Source organism: Bradyrhizobium sp. STM 3562, assembly GCF_045571435.1.
In the GTDB taxonomy this organism is placed as follows: Bacteria; Pseudomonadota; Alphaproteobacteria; order Rhizobiales; family Xanthobacteraceae; genus Bradyrhizobium.
This window is the reverse complement of sequence record NZ_CP120694.1, coordinates 6,479,394-6,495,417: the sequence shown is the minus strand read 5'-3', so window position 1 is coordinate 6,495,417 and position 16,024 is coordinate 6,479,394. Positions and strand designations below refer to the sequence as shown.

General features: G+C 64.1%; 15 protein-coding genes. 5 read left to right on the top strand and 10 right to left on the bottom strand.

Annotated elements, in window-relative coordinates:
• Position 1: 1 nt before the first annotated feature.
• From P6U23_RS29930 to P6U23_RS29890, 9 genes are all read right to left on the bottom strand, one after another.
• Positions 2-1,111 (bottom strand): ABC transporter ATP-binding protein, encoded by a 1,110-nt coding sequence (locus P6U23_RS29930; RefSeq protein ID WP_407175982.1) that lies wholly within the window; start codon positions 1,109-1,111, stop codon positions 2-4.
• Positions 1,108-2,097: an ABC transporter ATP-binding protein gene (locus P6U23_RS29925; protein WP_407175981.1), complete on the bottom strand. Its 990-nt coding sequence runs from the start codon at positions 2,095-2,097 to the stop codon at positions 1,108-1,110. Before P6U23_RS29925 ends, P6U23_RS29930 begins: the two co-directional genes overlap by 4 nt.
• Complete coding sequence (locus P6U23_RS29920; RefSeq protein ID WP_407175980.1) at positions 2,094-2,804, bottom strand: DUF1028 domain-containing protein; 711 nt, start codon at positions 2,802-2,804, stop codon at positions 2,094-2,096. Before P6U23_RS29920 ends, P6U23_RS29925 begins: the two co-directional genes overlap by 4 nt.
• A 234-nt stretch (positions 2,805-3,038) precedes the next feature.
• Positions 3,039-4,844, bottom strand: coding sequence for a gamma-glutamyltransferase family protein (locus tag P6U23_RS29915; protein ID WP_407175979.1), 1,806 nt, complete (start codon positions 4,842-4,844; stop codon positions 3,039-3,041).
• Positions 4,845-4,955: 111 nt separating this feature from the next.
• Positions 4,956-5,939: an ABC transporter ATP-binding protein gene (locus P6U23_RS29910; protein WP_407175978.1), complete on the bottom strand. Its 984-nt coding sequence runs from the start codon at positions 5,937-5,939 to the stop codon at positions 4,956-4,958.
• On the bottom strand, positions 5,936-6,922 hold the full coding sequence (locus P6U23_RS29905) for an ABC transporter ATP-binding protein (protein WP_407175977.1): 987 nt from the start codon (positions 6,920-6,922) through the stop codon (positions 5,936-5,938). Before P6U23_RS29905 ends, P6U23_RS29910 begins: the two co-directional genes overlap by 4 nt.
• A gap of 29 nt (positions 6,923-6,951) precedes the next feature.
• Entirely contained in the window at positions 6,952-7,926 is a 975-nt protein-coding gene (locus P6U23_RS29900) for an ABC transporter permease (protein ID WP_407175976.1), read from the bottom strand.
• Between the two features lie 3 nt (positions 7,927-7,929).
• Entirely contained in the window at positions 7,930-8,910 is a 981-nt protein-coding gene (locus tag P6U23_RS29895) for an ABC transporter permease (RefSeq protein ID WP_407175975.1), read from the bottom strand.
• A gap of 99 nt (positions 8,911-9,009) precedes the next feature.
• Positions 9,010-10,611 carry an ABC transporter substrate-binding protein gene (locus tag P6U23_RS29890; protein ID WP_407181630.1) on the bottom strand — a complete coding sequence of 534 codons (1,602 nt, stop codon included), beginning with the start codon at positions 10,609-10,611 and terminating at the stop codon, positions 9,010-9,012.
• A 315-nt stretch (positions 10,612-10,926) separates the two neighbouring features.
• Between P6U23_RS29890 and P6U23_RS29885 the strand changes: the two genes are divergently transcribed.
• Both P6U23_RS29885 and P6U23_RS29880 read left to right on the top strand, forming a co-directional pair.
• A complete protein-coding gene (locus P6U23_RS29885) occupies positions 10,927-11,184 on the top strand; it encodes a DUF6489 family protein (RefSeq protein ID WP_024512157.1) in 258 nt (85 codons plus the stop codon).
• A gap of 33 nt (positions 11,185-11,217) precedes the next feature.
• Complete coding sequence (locus tag P6U23_RS29880) at positions 11,218-12,213, top strand: alpha/beta fold hydrolase (RefSeq protein WP_407175974.1); 996 nt, start codon at positions 11,218-11,220, stop codon at positions 12,211-12,213.
• On the opposite strand, the gene P6U23_RS29875 is transcribed toward P6U23_RS29880, so the two are convergent.
• On the bottom strand, positions 12,214-13,134 hold the full coding sequence (locus P6U23_RS29875; protein ID WP_407175973.1) for an alpha/beta fold hydrolase: 921 nt from the start codon (positions 13,132-13,134) through the stop codon (positions 12,214-12,216).
• A 477-nt stretch (positions 13,135-13,611) separates the two neighbouring features.
• On the opposite strand from P6U23_RS29875, the gene P6U23_RS29870 reads away from it, so the two are divergent.
• The 3 genes from P6U23_RS29870 to paaX all read left to right on the top strand — a co-directional run bounded on the left by P6U23_RS29870 (position 13,612) and on the right by paaX (position 16,011).
• The gene (locus tag P6U23_RS29870; protein ID WP_407175972.1) at positions 13,612-14,088 is read left to right on the top strand and encodes a phasin; all 477 of its coding nucleotides are present in this window, start codon (positions 13,612-13,614) and stop codon (positions 14,086-14,088) included.
• Between the two features lie 233 nt (positions 14,089-14,321).
• The gene (locus tag P6U23_RS29865) at positions 14,322-15,089 is read left to right on the top strand and encodes an esterase/lipase family protein (RefSeq protein ID WP_407175971.1); all 768 of its coding nucleotides are present in this window, start codon (positions 14,322-14,324) and stop codon (positions 15,087-15,089) included.
• A 49-nt stretch (positions 15,090-15,138) separates the two neighbouring features.
• Complete coding sequence (gene paaX, locus P6U23_RS29860; RefSeq protein ID WP_407175970.1) at positions 15,139-16,011, top strand: phenylacetic acid degradation operon negative regulatory protein PaaX; 873 nt, start codon at positions 15,139-15,141, stop codon at positions 16,009-16,011.
• Positions 16,012-16,024 lie beyond the last annotated feature (13 nt).

The window sequence follows — 16,024 nt, the reverse complement described above, 5'->3', positions numbered from 1 at the left end:
CCTACAACGCCGTTGTCGTGGTTTTGCTGGTATCAACCCCGACGCCCGTCCCGACTTCCCTGCCATTGCTGAAGGCTGAGACCAGCTTTTCCAGAGCAGGCGAAAAGCCGCCGTCGGACGGCAGGATCGCCTCCGCCGGCGGCAGTTCCGCCACGCGATGGCAGGCGGTTGCATGACCCGTGCCATCTGCCCTCAAGTGAGGCTCTTCGTCGCGGCAACGCGCGACCACATAGGGGCAGCGGGTATGAAAACGGCAGCCCGAGGGGGGATTGAGCGCGCTCGGCAGCTCACCCTGCAGCACAATACGGCTGCGTTTTGCCTGCGGCTTGGGCACCGGAACGGCCGACAGCAACGCGCGGCTATAGGGATGGCGGGGCGAGGCAAACAGCGCGTCGGTCTGCGCGGTCTCGACGATCTTGCCGAGATTCATCACGGCGACGCGGTCGGCGATATGCTTGACCACCGCGAGATCGTGGGACACGAAAATGTAAGCGAGCCCTAGCCGCTCCTGCAGGCCGCGCAGGAGGTTCAAGATCTGCGAGCGGATCGAGACGTCGAGCGCGGACACCGGCTCGTCGCAGATGATCAGTTTCGGCTCGACCGCGAGCGCGCGTGCGATCGCGATGCGCTGGCGTTGACCGCCGGAAAACTCATGCGGATAGCGGCGCGCCGCGTTCGGCGCGAGCCCGACCAGCCGCAGCAATTCCTCCACCCGCTGGCGGCGCGCCTGCGGCGGCACCAGATCGTGCAGCGCGAGCGGCTCGCTCAGGACCTGGCCCACGGTCATGCGCGGATTGAGCGAAGCGTAGGGGTCCTGGAAGATGAGCTGGGCCTTGCGGCGGAAGGCGCGCAGCTCGCTCGCATCCAGCGCGAGCAGGTTGCGGCCCTCGAAACGGATTTGGCCCGCATCAGGTTCGATCAGGCGCAACAGCAGGCGGCTGACGGTGGACTTGCCGCAGCCGGATTCTCCGACCAGCGCCAGCGTCTCGCCGGCGTCGACGCTGAAGCTGACGCCTTCGACCGCTTTCACGAACGATGTCGGCCGGCCGAACAGTGAACGCGCGGCGGGAAAATGCTTGATCAGGCCTTCGGCTTCGAGCAGCGTGGTCATGAGACCAGCCTTTCCAGCGGCGCCTTGATGCAGCGCGAGGCGTGATTTGCGCTCACCGCGACCAGCGGCGGCGGTGCCTTCAGGCAGATTTCGCTGACGAAGGGGCAGCGCGCCGCGAAGCGGCAGCCGGCCGGCGGCTTGGCCATGCTCGGCACCATGCCCTCGATGGTGGCAAGATGCTCGGCGCGACGATCAAGCCGCGGGATCGACCCGAGCAGGCCGACCGTGTAGGGATGCTGCGGCGAGGCGAACAGCTCATCGACGGCGGCGCGCTCGACGATCTCGCCGGCATACATCACCGCGACCTCGTCGCAGACCTCGGCGACGACGCCGAGGTCGTGGGTGATCAGGATGATTGCCGCACCGCTCGCGGCTTTCAGCTCGCGCATCAGGTCGAGGATTTGCGCCTGCAGCGTGACGTCGAGCGCGGTGGTCGGCTCGTCCGCGATCAAGAGGCGCGGATCGCAGGCGAGCGCCATCGCGATCATGACGCGCTGGCGCATGCCGCCCGAAAGCTTGTGCGGATATTCGTCGATGCGGCTCTCGGGCGAGGGGATATGCACGCGGCGGAGCAGCTCGGTTGCGCGATCACGCGCGGAGCGGCGCGATCCGCCGCGATGGCGCAAAACGGCCTCGATGATCTGGTCGCCGATGGTCAAGCTCGGATTGAGCGAGGTCATCGGCTCCTGGAAGATCATGGCAAGGCGATTGCCGCGCAAATCGCGCAGGGTCTCGTCCGGCGTTTGCAGCAGATCGAAGCCGTCGAAGCGGATCGAGCCGGAAATCTCGGTCGAACGTTTCGGCAACAGGCCCATGATCGCAAGGGATGTGACGCTCTTGCCGCAACCGGATTCGCCGACCAGGCCTAGCGTGGCGCCATGGGCGACGGAGAGGTCGACGGCATCGACCGCGTGCATGGTGCGGCCGTCATCGCCGCGAAACAGAATGCGCAGGCCCTCGATTTCGATCAGGGGATGTGTGCTCATCGCTTGCTCGCCGGGCCAGCCTGAAGACTGGAGTCGATAATGGCGCGGTCGGTAATCCCGGCCGGGCTGTCGCGGGTCGGCAGAAATTGTCGGAAATGCACCCAGCGTTCGCGGCTCACCCGCTCGAGCCGCTCCAGCTCGATCAGCGGATCCGGATGATCGTCGACGCGCAGGTCGAGCGCCGGCCACTCCTCGTTGCCATAGATCAACAGCGCCGCCGATTGCTTGCCGCGCTTGTCGCCGCCGGCCGCCTCGCCGGCGCGCATCGCCGCGATCAGCCGCTGCGCGAATGGCAGGCTGTGATTGGCGCCATAGGCGCTAGCCGTGTCATCCAGCACGTCGGCACCGGCCAGCATGTTGCCCGCGACGGAAAAGCCGTCGCCCTGGACATGGCCGCACCAGTCGATGCATTCGCGCCCCGTATGCGCGGCGATCCGCCCTTGCACATCCAGGATGTGGAGCTGCCGGCTTTCGCGGCCCGGATCCGCCGCCGTCAGGGTGTTCACGATCTCCTGCGGGCTCTTGCCGTCGCGCAGCAATCTCAGCCCGTCGATGCCGTAATAGGGATTGACCAGCGCTTGCGTCGCGATGCCGCCGAAACCGGCCGCGACAAACGGCACGCGCGCGCCGACCGCAAAGAATTTCGTGGCAACCGCGATGCCGATCTCGCCGGTCACATTGTCCTTTGCGATGATCGACCAGGTCATACCGTCAATCCCACTAGCGCGCGGTGTGGTCAGACTGCGTCGCCGCCGCATCGGCGGTGCGACGCCTCTGCTTGGCGAGAGGTCGGCGCGGAGCACCGGGTGAGGGGCGCCATTTATCGTGGGACCTGAGACTCCTCACCCGGATTGCACCTGGCGTTGCAATCCGACCTCTCCCCGATGGGGAGAGGTGGTCCGCGCCCGCAGGCAAACCAGTTCGCGAGAGAGGCACCATGTCTAGCGGCCGGCAGCGTAGCCTTGCATGCCGCGCGGATTGGCCGCGGCGCGGCGGCGGCGGCCGACACGGGAGGCCGCGGTCAGGCGGCCTTCCGACCAGTCGGGACCGATCTCGACAATGTGGCCGCGGCGCTCCAGCTCAGCGACGGTCGCCTTCGGCACGCGGTTTTCCAGCACGAGCACGCCGGGGCGCGCAGTGCGCGGCCAGAACGAGATCGGGAAGTGCTCGGAATGCCAGGCCGGTGCGTCGATCGCTTCCTGCAGGTTCAATTTCGCGTGGACGTGGCGCAGGAAGAATTGCGTGATCCACTGATCCTGCTGGTCGCCGCCGGGCGAGCCCCACGCCAGATACGGTTCGCCGTCGCGCAGCGCCATGGTGGGCGAGAGCGTGGTGCGGGGCCGCTTGCCCGGCGCGAGCGAGGCCGGATGATTGTCCTCGAGCCAGAACATCTGGGCGCGGCTGCCGAGGCAGAAGCCAAGCTCGGGAATGACGGGCGAGGATTGCAGCCAACCGCCGGAGGGCGTCGCCGAGATCATGTTGCCGTCCTTATCGATGATATCGAAATGCACGGTGTCGCCGCGCACCTCGCCAAAGCGCCCGACCGTCGGCTCGCCGGCCCCCATCGCGCCGACCGCCTCGCGATGGCCTTCGGCGCGGCGCAGCTTGACGACCGAGCCAAAACCTTCGACCGAGCCTGGAATGAAATCGAGCGAAGCCTTCTCGCCGACCAGCCTGCGCCGCGCGTCGTTGTAGGCATCCGACAACAGCGTCGTGATCGGAATCTCGGTGAACTTGGGATCGCCGTAAAAGGTCTCGCGGTCGGCGTAGGCGAGCTTGGCGCATTCGATCTGCAGATGGATGAAGTCGGGCCCGACCGGATCGAGGCCGTCGAGCTGAAAACCCTTGAGGAGCGCGAGCTGCTGCAGCATCACCGGTCCCTGGCTCCAGACGCCGGCCTTGCACACCGTGTAGCGGCCATAGTCGTAAGTCAGCGGCGCCTCGATCGTCGGCTGCCAGCGCGCCATGTCGTCGGCGGAGAGCACGCCTTTGTGCGGCGCGCCCGAGACGTCCATCACCTCCTGGGTCCGGCAAAATTTGTCGATCGCTTCCGCGACAAAACCTTTCGACCAGGCCGCACGCGCGCGTTCGATCTGTGCCACGCGATCGCCGCCGGCGCTCTCGGCCTCCTTCAGGATGCGGGTGTAGGTTTCGGCAAGCTGCCTGTTGGTGAAGATGGTGCCAGGCTTCGGCACTTCATTGTTGGGCAGATAAACCGCCGCGGATGTCGGCCAGTGCTGCCGGAACAATTGCTCGACGGTCTTGATGGTGGCGCAGGCGCGCTCGACCAGCGGATGGCCATCGCGGGCATAGGCGATCGCGGGCTCCAGCACGTCGCGCAGCCGCATCGTGCCGTAATCGCGTAGGAGCAGCATGTATGATTCGAACGTGCCGGGCACGCAGGCGGCGAGCAGCCCGGTGCCGGGCACCATGTCCAGGCCCTCGCTCTTGTAATGCGCGATGGTGGCGCGCGCCGGCGCCGGACCCTGGCCGCAGATCACCTCGGTGCGGCCGCGTTTGACGTCATGCACGATGATCGGCACATCGCCGCCGGGGCCGTTGAGATGCGGTTCGACCACTTGTAGCGTGAAGGCCGCAGCGACGCCGGCGTCGAACGCGTTACCGCCTTTTTCCAGCGTGGCCATCCCGACCGCGGTTGCGATCCAATGGGTCGAAGTCACGACGCCGAAGGTGCCCTCGATCTCGGGGCGCGTCGTGAACGGATCGGGATTGATATGGTTGGCCATGGCTTATCCATTAGTTTGGCATTTGGCATGCAACGTGAGCAGGCGCACTTGATCACAGCAGTAGGCCGCTGCCAACTGGCCCCGCCGCAAGCCTGTCTCGCATCTGCGTCATCATGCCGGTGCGGGCGCCGTGTTGACGGCGTGGCAGGCGACCCCGTCGATCAGTTCGGGCGTTTCCTTGCGGCAGAGGTCAAAGGCGAGCGGACAGCGTGGGTGGAAGGCGCAGCCTTGTGGCGGATCGATCGGGTTGGGGATCTCGCCCTTGACCGGGATGCGCTGGCGGCCGCACATCGCGAGATCCGGCACCGCGCCGAGCAGCATCTTGGTGTAGGGCATGCGCGGGCGGCTGAAAAGCTCGCGACCTTCCGCAATCTCCACGATGCGGCCGAGATACATCACGCCGATGCGGGACGCCATGTGGCGGACGACGGCGAGGTTGTGACTGATGAAGAGATAGGTCAGGCCGAACTTGTCCTGCAGATCGCGCATCAAATTAAGGATCTGCGCCTGCACCGAAACATCGAGCGCCGAGGTCGGCTCGTCGCAGACGATGAATTCGGCTTCGGAGGAGAGCGCACGCGCGATCGCGATGCGTTGGCGCTGGCCGCCGGAAAATTCATGCGGATATTTCAAGCCGTCGTCGGGATGCAGGCCGACCAGGGTCAGCAGCTCGCAGACGCGCTCCTTGATCTGGCGTTCGCCCTGGATCAGGTCGAAGGCACGGATGGGCTCGGCGATGATGGCATCGACCCTGAAACGCGGGTTGAGGCTCGCATAGGGGTCCTGGAAGATCATCTGGATACGGCGGCGTAGGCGTCGCCGCATCTGCGCCTGGCGCGGATCGGTCATTGAGACGCCGTCGATCACGACATCACCTGACGTCGGCGGCAGCAGGCCGACCACCATGCGCGCCACCGTGGTCTTGCCGGAGCCGGACTCGCCGACCAGCGCAAAGGTCTCGCCCTTCTTGATGTCGAAGCTGACGCCATCGACCGCTTTGAGGAATTCGAGATGGCCGCCTTCGAGCACGCGGTTCAGCCACGGCTTGGAGACGTCGAATACGCGCCGCAAATTCTTTATCTCGACGAAGCTCATGCCGCGCTCTCCTTGAGCGAGCTGTCGTAGAGATGGCAGGCGACCGCCTGGGCTCCCCGCTGGATCGGCTCCGGCCGCTCGACGCGGCAGCGCTCGAAGGCGAAGGCGCAACGCGGATTGAACGGACAACCCGGTGGAATCGCGGACAGCCGCGGCATCGAACCGGGGATTTGCACCAGCCGGTGGTCTTCGCCGGTCAGTGTGGGGATCGCGCCCATCAGTCCCTTGGCGTAGGGATGCAGCGGATTCTTGATGACGCCCTGCACCTGGCCGATTTCGGCGATACGCCCCGAATACATCACGGCCACGCGGTCGCAGGTCTCGGCGATCACGCCCATGTCATGGGTCACCAGCATCACCGCGGTGCCGTGATCGCGGCCGAGCCGCTTGATCAGGGCGATGATCTGCGCCTGCACTGAGACGTCGAGCGCGGTGGTCGGCTCATCGGCGATGATCAGTTCCGGCTCGGCGCAGATCGCGAGCGCAATGACAACGCGCTGCCGCATGCCGCCGGAGAATTCGTGCGGATAGCCGTCGATGCGTTTCTCCGGCGCTGGGATGCCGACCTCGGCGAGCAGATCGATGGCGCGCTTGCGCGCGGCCTGTTCCGACATGCCGATGTGGGTCCTGATCGTCTCCACGATCTGGTCGCCGATCCGGTACAGCGGGTTGAGGCTGGTGAGCGGATCCTGAAAGATCATGCCGATCCGTTTTCCCCGGATCCTTCGCATCTCCTCCGGAGGGAGATTGTCGATGCGTAAGCCCGAGAGGTGGATTTCGCCGCCCGCGATGCGGCCGGGCGGATCGATCAAGCCGATCACCGCCGAGCCCGTCACCGATTTGCCGGCGCCGGATTCGCCGACCACGCCCAGCACCTCGCCTTTGGCAATGTCGAACGAAATGCCGTCGATGGCGCGCAACCTCTCGCGGCGGGTTTTGAACTCCACCTGGAGGTTGCGCAACGAAAGCACGGGTTCGATCATGCGGTCAGGTCTTCAAGAAAACTGGCGGCTCATCTGAGCTTCGGATTGAGCGCGTCGCGCAACCAGTCGCCAAGCAGGTTGATGGACAGGATCAGTGCGGCCAGCGCAAACCCGGGAAAGGCCACGATCCACCATTCGCCGGAAAACAGATAGTTGTTGCCGATCCTGATCAAGGTGCCGAGCGAGGGCATGGTGTCGGGCATGCCGGAGCCGAGAAAGGACAGCGTCGCTTCCGTGATGATGGCAAGCGCGAGATTGATGGTGGCGATCACCAGGATCGGGCCCATGGTGTTGGGCAGCACATGGCGCAGCATGATGACGGGCGCGGGCAGGCCGATCAGTTGGGCTGCTGCGACGTAATCCTTGCTCTTCTCGACCATAACCGAGCCGCGCACCGTGCGCGCATATTGTACCCAGAAGCTCAGGCCGATCGCGAGCACCAGTACGCCCAGCATGCTCGCGGCATCGAGCCGGTTGCCGAACACCGACTTGACCACGCCATTGACCAGCAGCGCGATCAGGATGGCGGGGAAGGTGAGTTGCACGTCGGCGATCCGCATGATGAGGCTGTCGACCGCGCCGCCGACATAACCTGCGATCAGGCCGAGCAGGATGCCGAGCGCGCCGGAGAAGGCGACGCCGAGCACGCCGACGATGAGCGAAATGCGCAGGCCATAGAGGATGGCCGAGAGCACGTCGCGGCCTTGCTCGTCGGTGCCGAGCAGGAACGGCGTCTGGCCGTCAGCGGTCCAGAGCGGCGAAATGCGCGAATTGATGAGCTGCAACTGCGCCGGGTCGAACGGATTTTGCACCGAGAGCAGGGGCGCGAAAATCGCGAGCAGAAAGAACAGCAACGTCACAAGTGCCGCTGCTATCGTCAGCTTGGAACGACAGAACGAATAAAACAGGTCGCTCTCGATCACGCGCGTGAACCAGCCGGACGCCGAGGCGCGTGCTGCTTGGGCGCGGGCATCGGTTTTGTGCGGTACGACGGCGTCGCTCATGCGTCAGGCCGGACGGCTGATGGTTGCGCGCAAGCGCGGATCGACGATGGTGTAGAGGATGTCGACAACCAGATTGATGGTGACGAAGATCAAGGAGACCATCAAGAGATAAGCCGCCATGATCGGGATATCGACGTTTTGCACGGCTTGCACGAAGAGAAGGCCCATTCCCGGCCACTGGAACACGGTCTCGGTGATGATCGCGAATGCAATTACCGAGCCAAACTGCAGTCCTGTCACGGTGATGACCGGAACCAGCGTGTTCTTCAGCGCATGTCCGAAATGAATGGCACGCGTGGTCAATCCGCGTGCGCGGGCGAAGCGGATGTAGTCGGTGCGCAAGACTTCCAGCATCTCGGCGCGCACCAGGCGCATGATCAAGGTCATCTGGAACAGGCCGAGCGTGATCGAGGGCATGATCAGGGCCTTCAGCCCCGAGAGCGTGAGCAGCCCCGTGCTCCACCAGCCGATCTTCACCACCTCGCCGCGGCCGAAGGAGGGCAGCCATCCCAGCGTGACCGAAAACAGATAGATCAGCAAAATGCCGATCAGGAAGGTCGGCAGCGAGATTCCGATCAGCGAAATCGCCTGGAACGCCTTGGCAAGCAGCGTATCGCGGCGCAGCGCCGAATACACGCCCATGAGAATGCCAAACACCATCGCGAGGATGGTGGCGCAGGTGGCGAGCTCCAGCGTCGCGGGCATCCGCTCCTTCAGCAGATCGGCAACCGGAAGACGGAACTGGTAGGAAACGCCGAAGTTGAACTGCGCGGCATTGGCGAAGTAATGGGCGAACTGCATGATGATCGGATCGTCGAGGCCAAGCGATTTGCGGATCGCTGCGCGCTCGGCGGCCGATGTATCGATGGAGACCATCTGGTTCACCGGATCGCCTGCGAAGCGGAACATCGCAAAGGCGATGATGCCGACCGCGAGCATCACGCCGATCGCCTGAATCATGCGGCGAAGAGTGAAAGCGAGCATCTCTTCCTTTTTACATCTCTTCAAAACGCGCCGCGCCGGCGCGGCCAAAACGACAAGTCCCGGAAGCGAATGCTTCCGGGACTTCACGCGCACCGGCGCCTACTCTTCCTGTTTGGTGGCCCAGTACAGCAGCACCTGGTTATCCGCGCGCTGGGTCAAATTCACTTTCTTCGACACGCCCCAGGACAGCGCCTGCTGATGCAGCGGGATGTAGGCCCAATCCTTGATCGCGATCTCGAAGGCCTGCTTGATCATCTGGTCGCGCTTGGCGGTATCGCTCTCGACCAGGATCTTGTCGGCCAGCGCATCGAGTTCCTTGTTGCAATAGCCGGCGAGATTGGCTTCGCCGCGTGTGGGGTCCTTGGGGTCATCGCGGCAACCGAGGATATCGTGCAGCACGTTATGCGAATCCTGCGAGGCCGGCGTCCAGCCCAGCAGGTAAAATGAGGTCTTATAGCCGCCCGGCTTCAGCACCTTGCCAAAATACTGTGCCTTGGGCTGCGCCAGGAGATCGACCTTGACGCCGATGCGCGCCAGCATGCCGACCACGGCCTGGCAGATCGCGGCGTCGTTGACGTAGCGGTCGTTGGGGCAATCCATGGTGACCTCGAAGCCGTCCGCGTAGCCGGCGTCGGCCATCAGCTTCTTGGCGCCGTCGATGTCGGCTTTCGGCCGCGTGAAATCCTTGGACAAGGCAAAGAGTTGCGGTGCGATCATCAGTGCGGAGGGAGTCGACAGCCCGCGCATCACGCGGTTCTTGATGAGGTCGACATCGATCGCCTTGTAGAAGGCCTCACGGACACGGATGTCCTTGAACGGGTTCTTGCCCTTGACATTCGAATAGAGCAGTTCGTCTCGCGCCTGATCCATGCCGAGAAAGATCGTGCGCACCTCGGGTCCGTTCATGACGGTGGCGACGCCGCTGGCGTTGACCCGCTGAATGTCCTGAACCGGAACCGGCTCGATCACGTCGACTTCGCCCGACAGAAGGGCGGCAACCCGGGTCGCGTCCGAGGCGATCGGGGTGAAGACGATCTCCTTGAGATTATGCTCCGGCTTGCCCCACCAGTTCGGGTTGACCTTGAACACGGTCTTCACCCCGGGCTGATGGCTCTCGATCATGAAGGGGCCGGTGCCGTTCTCGTGCAGTGCGGCAAAGCTCGGCGTGGTGGCGGAAGCCGGTGTCGGCGCGATCGAGTCGTGCTCTTCGCACCATTTCTTGTCCATGATGTACCAGCCATCCCATTGCGAGATCAGGATGGGGTTGGGCGCCGAGAGCATCACGTCGACGGTGTAATCATCGACCTTGACGAATTTCGCGTCCCCGGGGACGTTGGAGAGGAAGTTGGAGCCGTTGGCACGCACCCGGTCGGCGGAGAACAGGACGTCGTCGGCGGTGAAGGGATCGCCATTGTGGAATTTGACGCCCTTGCGCAGGTGGAAGCGCCAATGGGTCGGATCCAGAGTTTCCCAGCTCTCCGCCAGCGCCGGGACGATCTTCAAATCCTTGTCGCGCGCGACCAGGCCCTCATAGACATGGGCGTGGTGGGCGATGGTCGTGGTTTCCTTCAGCGTATAGGGATCGAGCGACTTCAATTCGCCCTGGTTGGCATAGCGCAGCACCTGACTTGAAGCCGGCGACGCCGCGACAGCCACCGTTGCGGCGACAATCGCCGCGAGCAAGTTTTGACGTACCGACATTACCGACATTACCAACGTTCTCCAACGTTCTCCGCTGATGGCGCTGCTCATCCAGCATCGCGACCGTGCAAGGATTGAGCCATGTTGGATCGAGTTTTCCCGCCGCGCAAGCGCGATTTCCCTGGGAAACCAGCGGTTTGCAACTGCGAGCGACGGCTTTGCCACTGCAGCGGCGCCACGCGTTTTAATCGGCGGCAAAATGGGCTGCGCCAGCGACGTTCACCTTGAGCACGATCAGAGCATCAGTTCGCTTGCGCAGCACGGGTCGTCGCGGCGATACTGCAACCGGCCAGCACAGCGCGCTCAGGAGTGGAAATGAAGGTCAATATCGAGATCGATTGCACGCCTCTCGAAGCCCGGCAATTTTTCGGATTTCCCGACGTCGCGCCCATGCAGACGGCGGTGATGGACAAGCTGCAGCAGCAGATGATGACGAACATCGAAAAGATGTCGCCGGAGGCCTTGATCCAGAGTTGGCTGACCTTCGATCCCAAGCTTGCCGAACGCTTTCAGGACATGTTCGTGACCATGGCCGGTCTCGGCAGCTCCCGCCCGAACGACAAGAAGAAATAGCGGCGGCCGCACGCCGAACGCCGGGAGGCAATCATGATCGACATGCCGCCGCTCCAATTCGCGCAGGCGAACGGCATCCGTATAGGCTTTTATGACGCCGGACCGAAGACGGACACGCCGCCGCTCGTGCTTTGTCATGGCTGGCCCGAACTCGCCTTTTCATGGCGCTATCAGATCAAGGCGTTGAGCGAAGCCGGGATCCGCGTCATCGCGCCCGACCAGCGCGGCTATGGCGCGACCGACCGCCCAGAGCCTGTCGAGGCCTATGATATCGAGCATCTGACCGGCGACCTCGTCGGCCTGCTCGATCATCTCGGCATCGACAAGGCGGTTTTCGTCGGCCACGACTGGGGCGGTTTCGTCGTCTGGCAGATGCCACTGCGGCACCTTGAGCGCGTTGCCGGGGTTGTCGGCCTCAACACGCCGCACACCAACCGCGCCTGGGCCGACCCCATCGAGCTGTTGCGTGCCCGCTTCGGCGCGGACATGTATATCGTGCAATTCCAGGACACCGCGCACGAGCCGGATAGAATCTTCGGCAGCCGCGTGGAACAGACCTTTGACTTCTTCATGCGCAAGCCATTGCCGCGCACCGACGCACCGCTGGCCGAGCCGCCGGTTGCAGGCATCGGCGCCTTGCCGAAGGTCAATCTCGCTTTTCCGCAGATCGTCGCGAGCTATGACGGAAAGCGCGATCCCCGACAGCCATTCCTGTCGCCGGAGGAGATGCAGGTCTTTGTCGACACCTTCACGCGAACCGGCTTCACCGGTGGCATCAATTGGTACCGCAACATGTCACGCAACTGGCAGCGCTCGGCCGATCTCGATCACATCGTGCGCGTGCCGTCCCTGATGATCATGGCCGAGGACGATCGCGTGCTGCCGCCGTCCGCCGCCGACGGGATGGAGAAGCTGGTGCCGGACCTGGAGAAATATCTTGTGCGCGACAGCGGCCATTGGACCCAGCAGGAAAAGCCGGACGAGGTCAGCGCCAAGCTGATCGAATGGCGGAGACGGCGGTTCGGGTAGCTACGCCGCCTCCGCCGCCGCCCCATGCGCATGCGCTGCGATCGCATCGATGATCTGCGGCCACAGCTCGACCGCGAGCACATGCCCCATGCCTTCGATCATCAGGAGCTTTGCCCCGGGAATGGATGCCGCGGTGTCCTTTCCGCCAAAAGGGTGCACCAGTGGATCGGCCGTGCCGTGGATGACGAGCGTCGGCGCCTTCACCGATGCCAGCCGCTCCTTGCGGCTGCCGGAAGCGAGGATCGCGCGCAATTGCCGCCCGCTGCCGGCGGGGCTCAGCCCGCGCGCAAAGATGCGTTCGGCACGGGGGCGGTCGAGCGCTTCATCTTGCGGAAAGCGGCCGGCGCGCAGGATCTTGTAGGTCTGCGCAAAGCGTGTGATGAATTCGTCTTTCGTGTTGGGCGGCGGCGCCATCAGGACAGCCGTCGCCTGGCGGCTCGGCGGCGGCACGCGCGGATTGCCGGTGGTCGACATGATCGACGTCAGCGAACGCAGCCGGTGTGGGAAGGAGATTGCCACTTCCTGGGCGATCATGCCGCCCATGGACGCGCCGACCAGATGCGCCGAGTGGATACCGAGCGCATCCATAAGGCCAACCGTGTCCTTCGCCATGTCATGGAGCTTGTAGGGCGCGGTGACCGGAATGCGAAGGAAACGCAGTTTGAGCAGTTCGAGCGGGGTCAGCCGCTTGCCGCCGGAAAGCTTTGAGGATCTGCCGATGTCGCGATTATCGAAACGGATGACGCGGAAGCCGCGCGCGGCGAGTTGCGCGCAGAACGAGTCATCCCACAGCACCATCTGCGCGCCGAGCCCCATGATGAGGAGCATGGGTTCGGCGTCGGCAGCGCCAAAGATCTCGTAACAGATGTCGATGCCGTTGGCGCGGACGAACTGTTCTCCCTGATGGGCGACTGAGCTCACGGTGTTTCCTCTGCGGGTTGCCTGCGGGAGGTCATACTGAAGGAGAAGGGTTCAGGCCACGGCCTGAGCATCGCAGAATACATGCCAGCGGTATTGCTGTTTCGGCCACGGAGCTTGAGCACTCCGCTCGTCGCAGCCGCGTGGCCGACCAACGACAAGGCCGCAACTCCGCGTCGTGGAAAGTTGCCTGGCTGTTGTCATCGTCGCCCGCCAACTCATCCGACAAGTCGCCGAACTCTGGCGCGAAGGTCCCGACGGCTGCGCAATAAGCAGCTTGGCGATAGTTGAGCGGGGGCGACCGCAGTTTTGGCGGATAGAGGTACTATGAAACCTAAACAACCCTGGGCTCACGAATGCGTGATGTCGCGCTGCAGCATACATATTGCAGCGCACCATTAATTTTGGCATAAGAAAAGGTGCCCCGGGCCAATCCGGACGGGGTGAGCCCATAGCTCGAATCTGAGGATGGAGAGACTTATGACCATTGAGACGAATTCCGTGTTCGACGGTGTAAAGGAAGCCTTCGCGCCCGTCACCGAGGCGTTCAAGAATCTGCAGAACGCGGAAGTTCCCGAAGCCGCGCGCGAGTTCGTGAAGCGCGCGGCCAATACCGCGAAGGAGCGGGTTGCCGAAGCCTATGCCGGCTCGGAGAAGGTGACCGCCGTGATCGAGAGCGCCGTTGCTGAGTCAGTCAGCGAGGCGACCAAGATCGGCCGCAACATCCAGCAGGCGATCTATCAAGACACTGAGGCGTTCTTCGCTGGCATCGACAAGCTGGCCTCCGCCAGGACCTTCAACGAGGCGGTGCAGATCCAGTCGGACCTTGCGCGCGCCAGCGGCGAAACTTTCCTCTCGCGGGCCAAGTCGACCGGCGAGTATTTCGGCAAGCTCGTCGCCAGCGGTGCAAAGACCGTACAGGACAACTTCGCCAAGGCCTACAACAAGACGGCCTGATTGCATTTCAAATCGGCGGATCATTCGCAAGGCCCGCTCCGCGCGGGCCTTTCTTTTTGTTTCGCTCTCCTCATTGCGAGGAGCGCAGGCGACGAGCCAATCCAGACAGCCCGCCACACACAGTCCGCTTGAATGGCACAGAATTCGGCCTAGCTGAATTGAAGGCGGCAGAGTGCCCCACGCATCGGCGCACGCATTCGCCGGAGAGGCGAGACCAAGCGAGGAAATCGAGGATGTCCATCCCCGCGCAAATCCCGCGCCCACCGTCCAAAACCTTGATGCTGCTCGAGGGCAGGGCGATCCACGAACTCGGCGCCTTCCTCGGCAGCCTGCCGCTCCTGAGCCTGGCGCCACGCGGCGACGGCCACCCGGTGCTGGTGTTGCCCGGTCTGGTCGCTTCGGATCTGTCGACACGGCCGCTGCGCAGCTTCCTGAAGAACCGCGGCTATGCGGTGAGCGGCTGGCGTTTGGGACGCAACTATGGTCCTCGCGACGGGGTGCACGAGGCGATGGTCGATCTGGTCCGCGAGCTGAACGACGCGCATGGCCGCAAGATCAGCCTGGTTGGCTGGAGCCTTGGCGGCCTCTACGCCCGGCAGCTTGCCAAGATGATGCCGGAACGGGTGCGCAGCGTGATCACGCTGGCAAGCCCGTTCGCGGGCCATCCGAAGGCGACCAACGCCTGGCGCGTATATGAACTCGTCAGCGGCCGTCGCGCCGACGAGGTCGATCCGCGCTTCGGCTCGCTTGCCGAGCCGCCGCCGGTGCCGACCACCGCGATCTATAGCCGCAGCGACGGCATCTGCGCCTGGCAGGGCTGCATGGAAAAGACATCGGCCAACTCGGAGAGCATCGAGGTGCAAAGCAGCCATTGCGGGATGGGCTATCATCCCGCGGTCGTCTATGCGATCGCCGATCGCCTGGCGCAGCCGGAGGGCCGCTGGAAGCCGTTCGACCGCAGCGGCTGGCGCAGTCTCGTCTATCCCGATCCGCACCGGTAAGGTCTCGCGGCATTGTTCGCGAGCTGAAAATCGCGCTATGCCTTCGTGCATGCCGCAGCCCGCCGCGCTCAGTCGCATCATCCATCAGCTCAAGCGCGAGCCCTCGCGCACCGGCTCCATCGTCATCACCGTATTCGGCGACGCCATTGTGCCGCGCGGCGGCTCGGTGTGGCTCGGAACGCTGCTGGAATTCTTCACGGCTCTGGACATCGATAGCGGCGTGGTGCGCACGGCGATGTCGCGGCTCGCCGCCGACGGCTGGCTGGAACGCGAAAAGGTCGGCCGCAACAGCTTTTATCGACTGGCGGAGAAGGGCAGTGAGACCTTCGCGGCTGCGACGCGGCACATCTACGATCCGCCGCCGTCGGACTGGAGCGGACGCTTCGAGCTGCTCTTGATCGCCAACGGCGAGGACCGCGAGGCTTCGCGCGAGGCGCTGAAGAATGCCGGCTTCGGCAGTCCGTTGCCCGGCGTGTGGGTGGCGCCATCAGGCGTTGCCGTTCCGCAGGAGGCGAGTCGCGCCATCCGCCTGGAGGTCTCGGCCGAGGACGACAGCGGCCGGCGTCTGTTGCGTGAGAGCTGGCCGCTCGATCGCACCGCGGATGCCTATCTGAAATTCATGAAGACCTTTGCGCCGCTGCGCGATTGGATCGGCCGCCGTGAGCCGCTCGCCGATTTGGATGCCTTCATCGCGCGCATCCTCCTCATCCACTATTACCGCCGTGTGGTGCTGCGCGATCCGCTGCTGCCGGCAAAACTCCTGCCGAAGGATTGGCCGGGGAGCGCGGCGCGACAGCTTTGCGGCGAGATCTATCGCGCCCTGCTGATCACGTCCGAACAATGGCTCGACAGCCACGGAACCAACGAATCCGGGGCGCTGCCGCAGGCGCGCGCGGTGCTGTCCCGCCGGTTCGCGAATTGACCGATATGTTACA